The 14,546-nt window shown below is 69.4% G+C and carries 14 protein-coding genes and 1 other RNA gene; 5 read left to right on the forward strand and 10 right to left on the reverse strand.

Annotated features, from left to right (window positions below; all coding sequences use genetic code 11):
* Window positions 1-102 precede the first annotated feature (102 nt).
* Window positions 103-699, forward strand: a complete 597-nt coding sequence (locus DFR40_RS12035; RefSeq protein WP_121458747.1) for a riboflavin synthase — start codon at window positions 103-105, stop codon at window positions 697-699.
* 9 nt (window positions 700-708) lie between these two features.
* Window positions 709-1,039, forward strand: a transfer-messenger RNA (tmRNA) gene (gene ssrA / locus DFR40_RS12040).
* 23 nt (window positions 1,040-1,062) lie between these two features.
* On the opposite strand, the gene DFR40_RS12045 is transcribed toward ssrA, so the two are convergent.
* From DFR40_RS12045 to DFR40_RS12075, 7 genes are all read right to left on the reverse strand, one after another.
* Window positions 1,063-1,647 carry a Crp/Fnr family transcriptional regulator gene (locus tag DFR40_RS12045; RefSeq protein WP_121458748.1) on the reverse strand — a complete coding sequence of 195 codons (585 nt, stop codon included), beginning with the start codon at window positions 1,645-1,647 and terminating at the stop codon, window positions 1,063-1,065.
* A 71-nt stretch (window positions 1,648-1,718) separates the two neighbouring features.
* Window positions 1,719-3,983 carry a TonB-dependent receptor plug domain-containing protein gene (locus DFR40_RS12050; protein ID WP_121458749.1) on the reverse strand — a complete coding sequence of 755 codons (2,265 nt, stop codon included), beginning with the start codon at window positions 3,981-3,983 and terminating at the stop codon, window positions 1,719-1,721.
* A gap of 133 nt (window positions 3,984-4,116) precedes the next feature.
* On the reverse strand, window positions 4,117-5,859 hold the full coding sequence (gene ptsP, locus DFR40_RS12055; RefSeq protein ID WP_121458750.1) for a phosphoenolpyruvate--protein phosphotransferase: 1,743 nt from the start codon (window positions 5,857-5,859) through the stop codon (window positions 4,117-4,119).
* A 5-nt stretch (window positions 5,860-5,864) separates the two neighbouring features.
* A complete protein-coding gene (locus DFR40_RS12060) occupies window positions 5,865-6,134 on the reverse strand; it encodes an HPr family phosphocarrier protein (RefSeq protein WP_121458751.1) in 270 nt (89 codons plus the stop codon).
* A gap of 3 nt (window positions 6,135-6,137) precedes the next feature.
* A complete protein-coding gene (locus DFR40_RS12065; protein WP_245985675.1) occupies window positions 6,138-6,332 on the reverse strand; it encodes a hypothetical protein in 195 nt (64 codons plus the stop codon).
* Window positions 6,333-6,348: 16 nt separating this feature from the next.
* Window positions 6,349-7,233, reverse strand: coding sequence for a DMT family transporter (locus DFR40_RS12070; protein WP_342767614.1), 885 nt, complete (start codon window positions 7,231-7,233; stop codon window positions 6,349-6,351).
* A gap of 10 nt (window positions 7,234-7,243) precedes the next feature.
* Entirely contained in the window at window positions 7,244-8,431 is a 1,188-nt protein-coding gene (locus DFR40_RS12075; RefSeq protein ID WP_245985676.1) for an MFS transporter, read from the reverse strand.
* Between the two features lie 102 nt (window positions 8,432-8,533).
* On the opposite strand from DFR40_RS12075, the gene DFR40_RS12080 reads away from it, so the two are divergent.
* Complete coding sequence (locus DFR40_RS12080; RefSeq protein ID WP_121458752.1) at window positions 8,534-9,418, forward strand: LysR family transcriptional regulator; 885 nt, start codon at window positions 8,534-8,536, stop codon at window positions 9,416-9,418.
* 4 nt (window positions 9,419-9,422) lie between these two features.
* On the opposite strand, the gene DFR40_RS12085 is transcribed toward DFR40_RS12080, so the two are convergent.
* On the reverse strand, window positions 9,423-10,337 hold the full coding sequence (locus DFR40_RS12085) for a branched-chain amino acid transaminase (protein WP_121458753.1): 915 nt from the start codon (window positions 10,335-10,337) through the stop codon (window positions 9,423-9,425).
* A gap of 261 nt (window positions 10,338-10,598) precedes the next feature.
* Here DFR40_RS12085 and DFR40_RS17490 point away from each other — a divergent pair, with 261 nt between their 5' ends.
* Window positions 10,599-11,759 carry a GGDEF domain-containing protein gene (locus DFR40_RS17490; RefSeq protein ID WP_121458754.1) on the forward strand — a complete coding sequence of 387 codons (1,161 nt, stop codon included), beginning with the start codon at window positions 10,599-10,601 and terminating at the stop codon, window positions 11,757-11,759.
* A gap of 1 nt (window position 11,760) precedes the next feature.
* Window positions 11,761-13,131, forward strand: coding sequence for a tetratricopeptide repeat protein (locus DFR40_RS12095; protein WP_121458755.1), 1,371 nt, complete (start codon window positions 11,761-11,763; stop codon window positions 13,129-13,131).
* Here the strand turns inward: DFR40_RS12095 and DFR40_RS12100 are convergent.
* Window positions 13,056-13,994: a LysR substrate-binding domain-containing protein gene (locus DFR40_RS12100; RefSeq protein ID WP_121458756.1), complete on the reverse strand. Its 939-nt coding sequence runs from the start codon at window positions 13,992-13,994 to the stop codon at window positions 13,056-13,058. The two genes, DFR40_RS12095 and DFR40_RS12100, sit on opposite strands and share 76 nt — an antisense overlap.
* Window positions 13,995-14,001: 7 nt before the next feature.
* The gene (locus DFR40_RS12105; protein ID WP_170160216.1) at window positions 14,002-14,508 is read right to left on the reverse strand and encodes a DUF2059 domain-containing protein; all 507 of its coding nucleotides are present in this window, start codon (window positions 14,506-14,508) and stop codon (window positions 14,002-14,004) included.
* Between the last annotated feature and the right edge of the window lie 38 nt (window positions 14,509-14,546).

The following is a 14,546-nucleotide window of genomic DNA, read 5'->3' on the forward strand; positions in this document are numbered from 1 at the left end:
AACGGAGCGAAAACACTATTCGCTGTCGGGTTTTCGCGCAAGCCGGCCGGTCAACCGCTCGTGATAAAGTCGGCTTTTTTTGCGCACGAGACGGGATCTGACATGTTTTCTGGAATCGTTGCGGCGGTCGGCCGCATTACCCAAATCACCGCCCGCGAAGTCGGCTATCGCCTGACCGTCGATGCCGGCAAGCTGAACATCGACGACGTCGCCCTCGGCGACTCGATCGCCCACAACGGCGTCTGCCTGACCGTGGTTGCCCGCGAAGGCGGCAGCTTCATGGTCGACGTCTCGCCGGAAACGCTGTCCTGTACCGTCGGCCTCGATGCGCCCGGCCCGGTCAACCTGGAGAAGGCCCTGCGCCTCAACGACGTCATCGGCGGCCATCTGGTGTCCGGCCACGTCGACGGGGTCGGCGAGGTGCTGCGCTTCGATGCGGTCGGCGACAACCGTCTGCTCGAGATCCGGGCGCCGCAGGAAATCGCCCGCTACATCGCGCGCAAGGGCTCGATCGTCGTCGATGGCACCAGCCTGACGACGAATGCCGTCAACGGTACCGATTTCACCATCAACCTGATTCCGCACACCCTGGAAAACACCACGCTCAACCGGCTGCAGCCGGGCAGCAAGGTCAATCTCGAGGTCGACCTGATCGCCCGCTACTGCGAGCGTCTGCTTACTGCTGGCGGCGCCGGTTGAGGCGCCGGCCGACGAACGGCGGTTGAAAAACCGCCGCCCCGCCCCCATAATCCGGAGCATGGTTGTAATTCCGGCAATCTGGAGGCGTTCTGGACAGGGGTTCGATTCCCCTCACCTCCACCCAAGGGCATTCTTCGAGTGCCCTTGCGATGGGGGTGTACTGGTTTCGACAGGGCGGGCAAAGGTGCGCAGGCAACTCGACAGGCGACGGACGTAATCCGCGCAAATCCATAATTGCCAACGATGAGCAATTCGCTATTGCCGCCTAAAAACGGATAGCCGGGGCCGCTAGCGCCTTGTTACCAAAGATAGCCGGCGGGGACTTCGGTCCCCGTCGTCAATTCCGGATTCCCTTTTTTCGCTTCAGCCCTGACCCAGGTAGCGGAAGCCGCGCGTCGCATGGACGCCGGCGATGCGCGCCGGGATCAGCACGCCGCTGCGCTCGAGTTGCTTGACGATGCGCGAGATCGTCTCGAAGCGCAGGTCGGTGATTTCGGCGATTTCCTGGCGCATCGGCAGGACGACGCGGCCGTCGCCCTCGGCGAGCAGGCGGACCAGGCCGAGCACGCGGTCCACCGCCTGGCCGCCGCGCAGCGCGAGGATCTCGGCGGCGCGCTGCTGGGCGCGGGCCAGCGACGCCAGCAGCGATTCCCCGGCCTGCGCCGGATCGCCTTCCGGCCACGGGCTCAGTTCGCAATCGGTGAGGGCGCCGGCCGAGAAGGTATAGACGCCGAAGAGCAGGGTTTCGCAACCGACGATGTCGCCGGCGATGGCCAGGCTGGCGAAGCGCCGGCCGTCGGCATGCGGGCTGTCGAGGCGGAGTACGCCGCGCTGCAGGCGCCAGGCCAGGCCTTCCTCGCCGGCGGCGTGCAGCGTCTCGCCGCAGGCCAGCTGGCGGCGGCCGGCGGAATTTGCCGGGGTTTTACGGTCGACCGTGAAAAAAGCCATTTTTTGCTCCCCTGCCAACGTCAAAAAGCCCCGGCCGCTGGCGACCGGGGCGCTGCCATCAGGCGGCCGGATCAGAACTTGACGTTGATGCCGGCATACAGCGAACGCCCCATGCCGGGGACCGGCGTACCCCAGCCGATCATGCCGTCGGTGGCTGGCGGATTGATCGACATCGTTCGCCCCTGGCCGAGGTAGGCGCCGCCGAGCGGCATTTCGTAGTAGCGGTCGAACAGGTTCTCGACCCCGAAGTCGAGGCGGACCTGCTTCCAGCTGTGGCTCAGGCGCAGGTTGACCAGTCCGTAGCCGGGCGTCTTCGTCTCGTTGCGGGCATCCGACACCTTGTTCTTGGCGGCGACGCCGATCACTTCCAGGGCATTGTCCCAGGCGCCCTGCTTCTGCGTCAGCGTCAGCTTGGCGTTGAGCGGCATGATGTTGTACAGGTCGTCGCCGGTGTCGCGGTTCTTGCCGCGGGTGTAGTTGAGCATGCCCTTGAGGCCGAGTTCGCCGGCGACGGTGCTGGCCAGCGGCATCTTGCCGGCGAGGTCGAGGCCGCTCAGGCGGGCGCTCTGGTTGACGTAGCGCAGGACGACGAACTGGTTGCGCAGCGGCGTCGCCCGCGGGATGTTGTTGGTGCTGTCCCACTGGATCGCGTCGATGTAGTCGGTGACGTGGGTGAAGAAGGGCGTCACCTTCAGTTCGTAGTTGCGGGCGGCGTCGTGCCAGTCGAAGGTGGCCGACAGGGTGTGCGCCTTTTCCGGTTTCAGGTCGGGATTGCCGACGTAGCCGTTGCCGTCGCCGACGTAGTTGTTCATCACCGCGGCCATGCTCCAGGTGGACCACGGGTAGGCTTCGTAGAGGCCCGGCGAGCGGGTCTTGCGGGCCAGGCCGAATTCGATGTCGAGGCTGCTGCCGGCGCTGTGCCGGGCGAGTGCGGTGAAGTCCCAGTTGTTGTCGTGGCGGGAACGGTCGCGGCCGTTGAAGAGGCCGGCGTCGCGGCCCTGGTTGCCCATCCCGGCGGGGTTGTAGCCGACGACGTCGGCGGCGTCCATGCTCACCCGCTCGTAGCGCAGGCCGAGCAGTGTCGTCCACCGTTCGTTCGGGCGGCTTTCCCACTCGGCGTACAGCGCCTGGCGGTCGCGCTCGCCGTCGTTGATGTTGACGAAGGTGCCCGGGAACATGCCGCTGCCGGAGGCCGGCCACCAGTCGTCGAGACGGTATTTCTGCAGTTCGCTGCCGACGCGCAGCAGGTCTTGCTGGCTGAGCCTGATGTCGGCCTTGAGGCTGGCGCCGGTGGTCTTGCTGCGGGTCTTCATCGGCATGCCGTGGGCGCAGGACCCGCTAATTGCGCCGCAGTTGATCGGGTCGGTGCCGTTGGCGCCGAGCGAATCGGGGCCGTACCACCAGCGCTTGTCGGCACCGAAGTCCATGAAATGGTCGACCGTCTCGTGATAGGCGCGGGCTTCCACCTTGCCCCAGTCGTAGTCGCCCTGCCAGCGCAGGTTGATGCGCTTCTGCTCGTTGTCGAGCAGGTCCATGCGCTGGTTCGGGTAGAGCTGCTCGGGCATGTTCTGGTAGCCGAGCTTGACCTCGAAGAGGTGGTTGGCGTTCTTCACCGCCAGGCCGAGCGTGTGGTTGCCGGTTTCGTAGGCGCTCGAGCCGACTTCGTCGCGGTCGAGGCGATGGCCGGCGCGGCCGGTGTTGGTGTAGTTCTTGAAGTTGCGGCCGGCGCTGTAGTTGTTGGCTTCGCTGTAGGCGCCGGTGTAGGTCAGGCTGATGTTCTCGGTGGCGGCGGTGGCGCTGGCGTTGCCGCCGCGGGCCTGGTTGTTGCTGCGGTAGAAGGCGCCGACTTCGCCCTTGAGCAGGCGTTCGCCGGGGGCGGCGAATTCCGGGGCGCGGGTTTCGGCGACGATGCTGCCGCCGATGCTGTCGCCGCCGACGCTGACCGGGCTGATCCCGGCGTAGACGGTGAGCGCGCCGACCTGGCTGGGGTCGAGGTAGGAGAGCGCCGGGTTCATGTGGTTGGGGCAGGCGGCGATCAGGTCCATGCCGTCGATCTTGATGCGCAGGCGGTCGTCGGCCAGGCCGTGGATCGCCGGCAGGCTGGAGACGGCGCCGGCACCGTAGAAACTGACGCCGGGGACATCCTGGAGCAGGCTGGCGACGTCGCTGCTGCGGGCGCCACTCTGGCGCAGTGCGCCGGCGTCGAGCTGGGTGGTGCTGCCGGCCGTCTTGTCGCGCTCGGCGCTGACGACGATTTCATCCATGGTCTGTGCCCAGCCGGGGGCGGCGAAGGCGATGCCGATGGCGACGGCCAGCGGCCGGATCCGGTAGGTCATGGAAAACCCCTTTGTCTTTTATTAGCAAAGGGTGAATTGTCGGCAAGGCGTGCGGCTTCGGGAATGTGACAAAACGTCGCACCCTGCGGTCAGCAGGGAATTTTTCCCGCTTTCCGTGGTCGCCGGTGCCGGCTCAGGAATTCAGTTTTTCCAGCGCCTCGCGCAGTTTGGCCGGCTCGTCGAGGCGCAGCATCTTGCGCACGTTGGGCGCCAGCTCGGAAATGTCCGACTTGAGAATCCGGCTTTTTACCTTGAGCACCTGCGACGGGTGCATCGAGAAGATGCGCAGGCCCATGCCGAGCAGCAGCCGGGTCAGCTTCGGGTCGCCGGCGGTCTCGCCGCATACCGAGACCGGGATGCCGACCTTCTCGGCGCTGGCGATGGTGTGCGCGAGCAGCATCAGCACCGCCGGATGCAGCGGGTCGTAGAGCGCCGCGACCTGCTCGTCGGAGCGGTCGATCGCCAGCGTGTACTGGATCAGGTCGTTGGTGCCGATCGACAGGAAGTCGAGCCGGCGCAGGAAGATGCCGACAGCGAGTGCCGCTGCCGGAATCTCGATCATGCCGCCGACCTGGATGTTCTCGTCGAAGGCGATCTTCTCGCCGCGCAGGCTCGACTTGGCCTGTTCGATCGCGGCCAGCGTCTGGTCGATCTCGTGGGCGTGCGCGAGCATCGGGATGAGCAGCTTGATCGGGCCGTGGCGCGAGGCGCGCAGGATCGCCCGCAGCTGGATCTGGAACATCTTCGGTTCGGCCAGCGACAGGCGGATCGCCCGCCGGCCGAGCGCCGGGTTGGTCTTGACCCGGTCGCCGGCGGTGGCTTCCGGGTTGAGGTCCTTGTCGGCGCCGAGGTCGAAGGTGCGGATCGTCACCGGCCGTCCGCCCATGCCCTTGACCACCTTCTTGTAGGCCTCGTACTGCTCCTGCTCGTCGGGCATGTCGCCGCGGTTGAGGAAGAGGAACTCGGTGCGGAACAGGCCGATGCCTTCGGCGCCGCCGTCGAGCGCGTCGCGGATGTCGCCGGGCAGTTCGATGTTGGCGTGCAGCGCGATATCGACACCGTCCAGCGTCTGTGCCGGCGAATCCTTCAGTTGGCGCAGCTTGGTCTTCTCGAGCTCGATCTGCTCCATGCGCAGCCGGTATTCCTCGAGCACCCGCGGGTCGGGGTTGACGATGACGACGCCGCGCATGCCGTCGACGATCAGCTGCTCGCCGTCGCGGATCAGCGCGCGGCCGTTCTCGAGGCCGAGCACCGCCGGGATCGCCATGCTCCGGGCGAGGATCGCGGTGTGCGAGGTGGCGCCGCCGACGTCGGTGATGAAGGCGGCGAAGCGGTGGTCCTTGAAGGCGATCGTGTCGGCTGGCGAGAGGTCGTGGGCGACGACGATCAGCGCCTCCTCGCGGGTCTGCTTGCTGGCCTTGGCGGTGGCCCGGGCGGGATGGCCGAGCAGTTCCTTGATCACCCGCTCGACGACCTGGACGACGTCGAACTTGCGCTCGCGCAGGTAGGGATCGTCGAACTGCTCGAACTGGTGCACCAGGTGCTCCATCTGCTGGACCAGCGCCCATTCGGCGTTGCAGCGGCGCTCGCGGATGATCTCGCGCGGCTTGTCGGTGAGTTCGCTGTCCTCGAGGAACATCGCATGCACGTCGATGAAGGCGGCGAGCTCGGCCGGTGCGTGCTCGGTGTTTTCCTTCATCGCCGCCAGTTCCTTCTTGACCGCCAGGATGGCGGCGTCGAAGCGGGCGATTTCCTTGTCGACCTGCCGCGGCGCCAGCGTCAGGTGGGACACTTCCAGCGTCGCGTGCGACATCAGCATCGCCCGGCCGATCGCGATCCCGGCCGAAACGCCCAGTCCGTGCAGGGTGAAGCTCATGGGCCTTATTCTCCCTCGCCGAAGTAGTCGGCGATCAGCGCCAGCAGGGCCTCCATCGCCTCCGCCTCGTCCTTGCCGTCGGTTTCGATGGTCACCGTCGAGCCCTTGCCGGCAGCCAGCATCATCACGCCCATGATGCTCTTGGCGTTGATCCGGCGGCTGCCCTTGCTCATCCACACCTCGCAGGCGAACTTGCCGGCAAGCTGGGTGAGTTTGGCGGAAGCCCGGGCGTGCAGGCCGAGCTTGTTGATGATCTGGGTTTCCCGGGTGAGCATGATTCAGTGGTCCTGCAGGTCGATGGGGCCGTCCCGGCCGCCGTTGCGGGTCCGGGTCGGCAGGGTTGGAAGGTCCTGGTCGCGGTGGGTCGGCGCCGCCAGCAGCATCGGCAGCTCGAGGACATGGCCGGCGCCATGCGCCAGCGCATCGCCGTAGCTGCCGTGGGTGATGAAGAACAGGCCGATCATGCGGGTCATTCTAACCCGCTGTTTCCTACTTTCGGCTGACTACGAGCACGCCGGCGACGACCAGCGCGGCGCCGGCCAGCTGCGGCAGCGACAGGGCCTCGTCGAGCAGCCACCAGCCGAAGCCGATCGTCAGCATCGGCCCGATCATGCCGTAGAGCGAGCTGCGGCCGGCGCCGAGCTGGCGGATCGCGGCCGCCAGCGCGAATACCGGGATCACCGTCGAGAACAGTGCCATCGCCAGGCTCCAGCCATAGACCGGCAGCGGCTGGACGATCACGGTCAACGGCTGGACGAGGCCAAAATGCAGCAGCGTCGCCGCCGTCGACACCAGCATCGCCAGCGCCGAGAAGCGCAGCGCCCCGAGCTTGCCGATCATCGGGGCGCTGCCTGCCAGGTAGAGCGCGTAGCTGACGCTCGAGGCGAACACCAGGCCGCCGCCGACGAGCACGTCGCGCGCATCGCCGAGGCCGAGGTCGTGCACGAAGGCGAAGCCGATGCCGGCATAGCAGAGCACCAGCGCGACCAGTTCGCGGCGGCTGAACGGCTTGCCCTGGAAGACGACGCCGATGAGGATGGTGAGCGTCGGATAGGTGAACAGGATCAGCCGTTCGAGGCCGGCCGAGATGTACTGCAGGCCCATGAAGTCGAGCAGGCTCGAGCCGTAGTAGCCGAGGCAGCCGAGGGCGCCGACGCGCAGCCAGTCGCCGGCGTCGAGCGCGGCCTGGCCGGGGCGCCGGGCCAGGCCGACCCAGAGGAAGGCGGGCAGCGCGAAAAGCATGCGCAGCGTCAGCAGCGTGATCGCATCGACGCCGTAGGGATAGGCGAGCTTGATGAAGATCGCCTTGAGCGAGAAGCCGAGCGCCGCGACCAGCGCCAGCAGCATGCCCCAGGAAGTCCTGCCGGCGAACACGATGGCGCCCTCAGTCGCCGGCCAGGCGGCGCAGCCGCCAGCCGATCGCACAAACCGCCACGGCGCAGGCGAGCATGGCGGCAATGACGCCCGGCCAGCCGGCCTCGCTCCAGGCCCAGCCGGTGGCCGTGCCGACGACGCTGCCGCCGAGGTAGTAGCTCGACAGATAGAGTGCCGAGACGAGGCCGCGGCGCGGCCCGGCGCGATGGCCGACCCAGGCGCTGGCCACCGTATGCACGGCGAAGAAGCCGAAGGTGAATACCGCCAGGCCGGCGATGATCAGCCACAGCGGTGCCGCCAGCGTCACCGAAATGCCGGCGGTGAACAGCAGCGCCATCGCCAGCAGGATGCGCTGGCGGCCGTGGCGGGCAATCCGCCGGCCAGCCCAGGCCGAGGCGTAGCTGCCGATCGCGTAGAGCAGGAAGATGCTGCCGATCGCCGCCGGAGCCAGCCCATAGGGCGCCGCGCCGAGGCGGAAGGGCAGGTAGTTGTAGAGCCCGACCAGCGTGCCCATGGCGAGGAAGGCGATGGAGAACAGCCAGGGCAGCCCGGGATCGGCGTAGATGCGGCGAACGTCGGCGAACAGCTGGCGCGGCTGCAGAGAACGCGCTTCGAAATGCGCCGCCGGCGGCAGCAGGCGCCAGAAGGCGATGGCGACGCCCAGGCCGAGCAGGCTGACGGCGCTCAGGCCCCAGTGCCAGGAACCGCTCCAGTCGCCGACGGCGGCGGCGAGCAGCCGGCCGGCCATGCCGCCGAGCGCGTTGGCGGCGATATAGACGCCCATCGCGCGGGCGCGTTCGGCAACCGGCAGTTCTTCGCCGAGGTGCGCCATCGCCGCCGCCGGCACGCCGGCGATGCACAGCCCGAGCCCGGCGCGGGCCAGCACCAGCAGCCAGAATTCTGGCGCCCAGGCCGAGGCCAGCGAAAAGCCGGCGGCGCCGAGCAAGCCCCAGCGCATCAGGCCGGTACGGCCGAAACGGTCGGCGAGCAGGCTCAGCGGGATCAGCAGCAGCGCCATCAGGCCGGTGCCGGCGGTGACGCTGAGGCTGGCGCTGCCCGGGCCGATGGCGAAGGTGTCGGCCAGTTGCGGCAGCAGCGGCTGCGTGCCGTAGAGCAGCATGAAGCAGGAAAAGCCGGCGAGCGACAGGGCCAGCGTGATGCGGCGGGAAGCGTCGGCAGGGGTGGGGGCAGCGGGCAAGGCGGGGGCGTCCGGGGTGGCGTCAGGGCTGCGATTGAACGCCGATGCGGCGGCGCCGGCAATTGGTATTATCGCAAGCGAGCATTCGCCCTGGACGAAACCATGCACTACGACCTCCCCGACCTCCGGCTCGTCGCCGCGATCGCCGACAGCGGCGCCCTGACCCGCGCCGCCGAGCGCGTTCACCTCGCGCCGTCATCGGCCAGCCATCGCCTGACGCAGCTCGAGGCGAGCCTTGGCGTGGCCCTTTTCGAACGCCATGCGCGCGGCCTGACGCCGACCGTTGCCGGCGAATCGCTGCTCCGCCATGCGCGCCAGGTGTTCGCCCAGCTCGAACAGATGCACGCCGACCTGGCGCCCTACGCCAGCGGCCTGAACGCCCAGGTCACGGTATTCGCCAACACCAACGCGATCAACTGCTTCCTGCCCGAGGACCTCGGCGACTTCCTGCGCGAGCATCCGCAGATTCGCGTCAGCTTGGAAGAACAGCCGAGCCCGGCCATCGTCGGCGCCGTCGCCGCCGGCCAGGTCGATATCGGGGTGGTGGCCGCCGAAGGCGATTTCGGCGGCCTGGAGGTGACGCCCTACCGGCGCGACCGGCTGGTGCTGATTGTTGCGGTCGACCACCCGCTGGCGCAAAAAACCGAGATCGCCTTCGCCGACGTGCTGACCGAGGCCTTCGTCTGCCTGCATGCCGGCAGCGCCATCCACACCTTCATGATGAACCACGCGGCGCGCCTCGGCGGCCGGCTCGACGTGCGCATCCAGGTGCGCAGCTTCGCCGCCGTCTGCCGCATGGTCGCCGCCGGCGTCGGTATCGGCATGGTGCCGCGCTCGTCGGTGTCGGCGGTCGACCGCCTGAAAACGGTGGAAATCGCCGACCCCTGGGCGCCGCGCGACCTCCACCTGTGCGTCCGCGAACGCGCCGCCCTCGGCCCGGCGGCGCGCGCGCTGTTCGATCACCTGGCGACGATGGGCGCCGCCTGAGGCCTCAGACCGGCGTCAGCCAGTCGGCGTGGCGCGCATCCTCGCCGCGCACGCAGGCGAAGAAAGCCTGCTGTAGCTGGCGGGTGAGCGGGCCGGGGCGGCCGTCACCGATTCTTCTGCGGTCGACCTCGATCACCGGCGTGATTTCGGCGGCGGTGCCGGTCAGGAAGACCTCGTCGGCGCAATACAGCTCGTCGCGGGTGATGCGCTTGCTGCGCACCGCCAGGCCGAGTTCGCCGGCCAGCGTGCACACCGTGCGGCGGGTGATGCCGTCGAGCGCCGAGGTGGTTTCCGGCTGCAGCAGCTCGCCGTCGCGGACCAGGAAGAGGTTCTCGCTCGAACCTTCGGCAACGTAGCCCTCGGTGTCGAGCAGCAGCGCCTCGTCGTAGCCGTCGCGGCGCGCCTCGCGCACGGCGAGGATGGAGTTGGCGTACATCGAGATCGCCTTGGCCCGGCACATCTGCACGTTCGGATGGTGCCGTGCGTACGACGAAACGCGCACGCGGATGCCGTTGTCCAGCGCCGTCTGGCCGAGGTAGGCGCCCCAGTCCCAGGCGGCGACCATGGCGTGGGTGGCGGCGCCGGCCGGGTCGACGCCGGTCTTCTCGGCGCCGAGAAAAATCAGCGGCCGGATGTAGCCGCTTTTCAGGCCGTTGCGCGTCACCGCCTCGCGGCAGGCGGCGGCCAGCGATGCCCGGTCGAAAGGCAGATCGATGGCCAGGATGTGCGCCGAGTCCTCCAGGCGCCTGAGGTGCTCGGCGAGCCGGAAGATCGCCGGGCCGGCCGGCGTCGCGTAGGCGCGCAGGCCCTCGAAGCAGCCGTAGCCGTAATGCAGGGTGTGGGTGAGCACGTGCACCCTGGCTTCGCGCCAGGGCAGCCAGTGGCCGTCGAGCCAGATGAATCCGTCCTTGTCTTGCATGATGGTTTTCCTCGAAATTGCGGGGTCGACCGTGAAAGCGGCCGTGCGGCGGGCGCGGGGATGGGCGCGGCGGGGTCCGGGGGGCGCTGCTGGCCGGGTCGGCCGGGCGCGTCGGAAAGGAGCGGTGGATCGAGAATGCGACGGTCGACGGGTGAATTCAAACGAAAACCGGCAGCGTCGAATGAAGCATTTTCATGCGTAAGCCCCGGGGTGTCGCCGGGGTGGCTCGTTTTCCGGGGCCGACCCCGCTATCCTTGCGCGATGATCTTCAATACCCCGACGATCTTCGCTTCGGTAGCCCTGGTGGCGCTGATCATGGCCTTCTGCCTGATCCTCGCCGGCCAGGAGCACAAGCGCGACGGCATGCGCGCCGGCGGTGCCGGCCTGCTTGCCCATGCGCTCGCCTACTGCTGCTACACGCTCTACGGCGAGGCGCCGCTGTGGCTGACCTACGGCGTCGGCAACACCCTGCTGGCGCTGGCCCTGGCTTGCTATGCCGCCAGCCTGCTGCGCATCCACGGCCAGCCGGTGCCGTGGTCGCGCATCTTCGCGCTGCCGCTGCTGATGGCGGCGGCGCTGGCGCTGCTGATCGAGACCCGCGAGCCGCGCATGTTCGCCGCCTGCCTGGTGCTGATCCTGCAATGCCTGCTGCTCATGGTGTGGACCTGGCGCCACGCCCGCCACCCGGGCAGCCGTGCCCATCTGCTCCTGCTGCTCGGCGGCGGCATCAGCCTGATCGGCCTGCTGCTGCGCGTGGTCGCCATCGCCACCGGCGCCGCCGCCGACCTGCCCTACAACGTCAGCAACCTGCGCCAGACGGTGTCGGTCAGCATCGGCACCGTCACCGTGATCATGTTCTCGCTCGGCCTGGTGCTGATGGCCAAGGAGCGTACCGAGGCGGCGCTGCGCGAGATGGCGCTGCGCGATCCGCTGACCGGCATCGCCAACCGCCGCGCCATCCTCGCGGCCTGCGAGCGCGAACTCGAGCGCGCGCGCCGGGCCGGCACGCCGCTCGCCATTGCCCTGCTCGACATCGACCATTTCAAGCGCATCAACGACAGTCACGGCCATCTCGCCGGCGACGCCGTGCTCCGCCAGGCTGCGGCCCTGCTCCGCCAGCGCCTGCGCCTGAGCGACGAGGTCGGTCGCTACGGCGGAGAGGAATTCCTGGTGCTGCTCCCGGATACCGGCCGCGACGGCGCGTTGACCGTGGTCGACGGCCTGCGTGCGGCGGTCGCCGGGCAGCCGGCGCAGTTCGCCGAGTTGGTCCTGCCCTACCGCTTCAGCGTCGGCCTGTGGTGCGGCGTGCCGGGCGCGGGCGATTCGTCCGACCGCCTGATTGGCCACGCCGACACGGCGCTTTACCAGGCCAAGGCCGGCGGTCGCGACGGCGTCTGCCTGGCCGGGCCGGCAGCCGCCTGAGATGGTCGCCGACCACGCCGCCGCCCTCTTTGCCGCCGGCAGTGACTGCCTCGCCGGCGGCGACCTGGCCGGTGCCGAGGCGCTGCTCTGCGAAGCCTTGCGCCTGGCGCCCGAACTGGCCGAGGCGCACGCCAACCTGGCCCTGGTCCGCGAACGGCAGGGCCAGCCCGAGGCCGCCGAGGCCAGTTATCGCCGGGCGCTGGCGCTGGCGCCCCGGCAGTCGGGCATCCTCGTCAATTACGCCGGCCTGCTCGCCGCCCGCCGCCGCCACACCGACGCCGAGGCGCTCTACCTCGCCGCGCTGCAGGCCGATCCCGGCTCGGTCCGGGCGTGGACCCACCTCGGCGTGCTGCTCGCCACCGGCAAGCGCGAAGACGAAGCCGAGCAATGCTACCGGACCGCGCTCGGCCTCGACCCCGACGCCGCCGAGGCGCGTTTCGACCTCGCCTACCTGCTGCTGCGCCAGGGCCGCTACGCCGAAGGCTGGCCCTGCCTCGAGGCGCGCGACTGGTACGCGCCGATCGAGCGCAGCCTCGGCCTGCCCCGCTGGCAGGGCGAAGCGCTCGCCGGCAAGTCGCTGCTCATCGGTCTCGAGGCCGGCCACGGCGACATGATCCAGTTCTGCCGCTACGTGCCGCTGCTCAAGGCGGCCGGCGCGCGGCGCGTGTCGGTGCTCTGCCATCCGCCGCTGGCGCGGCTGCTGCGCACCCTGCCCGGCGTCGATGAAGTCCTCGCCGTCGGCGATCCGGCGCCGGCCGAATCCTGGGATTACTGGTCGCCGCCGCTCAGCCTGCCCTGCCACCTGCAGACCCGGCTGGAGACGATCCCCGGCCGCCTGCCCTACCTGGCCGCGGAACCGGCGCTGGTCGAAGCCTGGGCGGCGCGCATGGCCGCCGGCGCCGGCCTGCGGGTCGGCCTGGTATGGAAAGGCAACCCGCGTTTCGAGAACGACGGCGAGCGCTCGTTCTCGTCGCTGCACGAACTGGCGCCGCTCGCCGGCATTCCCGGGCTGCGTTTCTACAGCTTGCAGAAGGGGGCCGGCGAAGCCGAGGCGAGCGACCCCGGGCGGCCGTTCCCGATCGTCGACCTGGGCAGCCGGATCGCCGATTTCACCGATACTGCGGCGATCATCGCCAACCTCGACCTGGTCATCAGCGTCGATACCGCCGCCGCCCACCTCGCCGGCGCGCTCGGCAAGCCCTGCTGGGTGCTGCTCCCTGACTACCAGACCGACTGGCGCTGGCTGGCCGGGCGCGACGATTCGCCGTGGTATCCGGGCGTCGTCCGCCTCTTCCGTCAGCCGGCCGGCGGCGGCTGGTCGCCGGTGATCGCGGCGGTGGCTGCGGCACTGGGCCGATTCGCCGCCGCCTGAGCGGCGTGCGCGTCGCGCACCAGCCAGCGGATGAAGGCCATCGCCGCCGGGCGTTCCTGGATGGCCGGCGGCGCTACCACGTAGAAGCTGCGGTCCGGGCACTCGGCGGCGAACGGGCGGCACAGGCGGCCGTCGGCCAGCCAGGGTTCGGCCAGGCTGGCGGCCATCAGCGCCACGCCATGGCCGGCGGCAGCGCCTTCGAGCATCAGCAGCGCGTCCTCGTAACGCGGGCCGCTGGCCGGCTCGCCGCGGTTCAGGCCGGCGGCGGCGAACCAGCGCTGCCACGAGAGCAGCGGATGACGCAGCAGGCGGCAGCGGTCGAGGTCGGCCGGCTGGCTCAGGTCGGCCGCCAGTGCCGGGCTGCAGACCGGGAAGATGCGTTCCTCGAAGAGTTTCCAGGCGAGCAGCCCGGGCCACTCCTCCTCGCCGTAGCGCAGCCCGAGGTCGGCCTCGCCGGCGAGCAGCGGGCCGAGGCCGGTGGCCGTGGACAGCGCGAACTCGAGCGTCGGGTGGCGGTGCTGGTAGGCGGCGACGCGGCTGACCAGCCAGCGGCTGCCCAGCGCCGGTGCCGCCGAGATGCGCAGCCGCTCGTGCTGCGGCGTGCGCAGCCGGGCGCTGGCCTCGTCCAGGCGCAGCAGCGTGTCGCGGACGACGACCAGGTAGCGGCGCCCGGCCGGCGTCAGCGCGACCGCCCGGTGGCGGCGTTCGAACAGCGGCTGGCCGAGGTGCGCCTCGAGCAAGCGGATGCGATGGCTGATCGCCGACGGCGTCAGATGCAGCGCCTGCGCCGCCGCCAGGAAACTGCCCAGGCGCGCCGCCGTCTCGAAGGCCGGCAGGGTGTGCAGCGGCGGCAGGTCGCGCATGGCCGGGTTATTCGCCGGCGGCCTTCATCTCGGCCATGAACTCGCGCTGGACCTGCTGTATCTTCGGCATCGCCGAGCCCATCAGGCCCTGGATCTCCGGCATGATCTTCTGCATCATCAGCGGCATCTTGCGGATCAGCGCCTGGCCGGCCGGCGTGCGGTAGAAATCGAGCATGCCGGCGACCTCCTCCTCGCTCAGCGAATCGCGGTAGATGCGGATGTACAGCGGCTCCATCCGTTCCCAGGCGAGCTCGTCGCGCATCACCACGAGCATCTTCTTCTTCATGCTGTCGATCGCCTGCTGCTGCTTCGGCGTCGGCTTGCGTTCGCCGAGCGCCATGCGGATGCCGGTGTTCATCGATTCCTCGAGCTGGCCGTTCATGCTGTCGACCAGCTGGCGCGCCTGGGTGACCGCGAGCAGCGCCCGGATCGAGGCTTCGCTGGCCGGTTCGGCGGCGCCGGCGGCGGTGGCGGAAAGGAGCAGGGCGGCGATCAGCAGGCGGAGTCGGGTCATTGGGGTCTCGCTAACTATGACGAAAGATTGGTTCGCCA

This window comes from Azonexus fungiphilus, assembly GCF_003634965.1.
GTDB classification, from domain to species: domain Bacteria; phylum Pseudomonadota; class Gammaproteobacteria; order Burkholderiales; family Rhodocyclaceae; genus Azonexus; species Azonexus fungiphilus.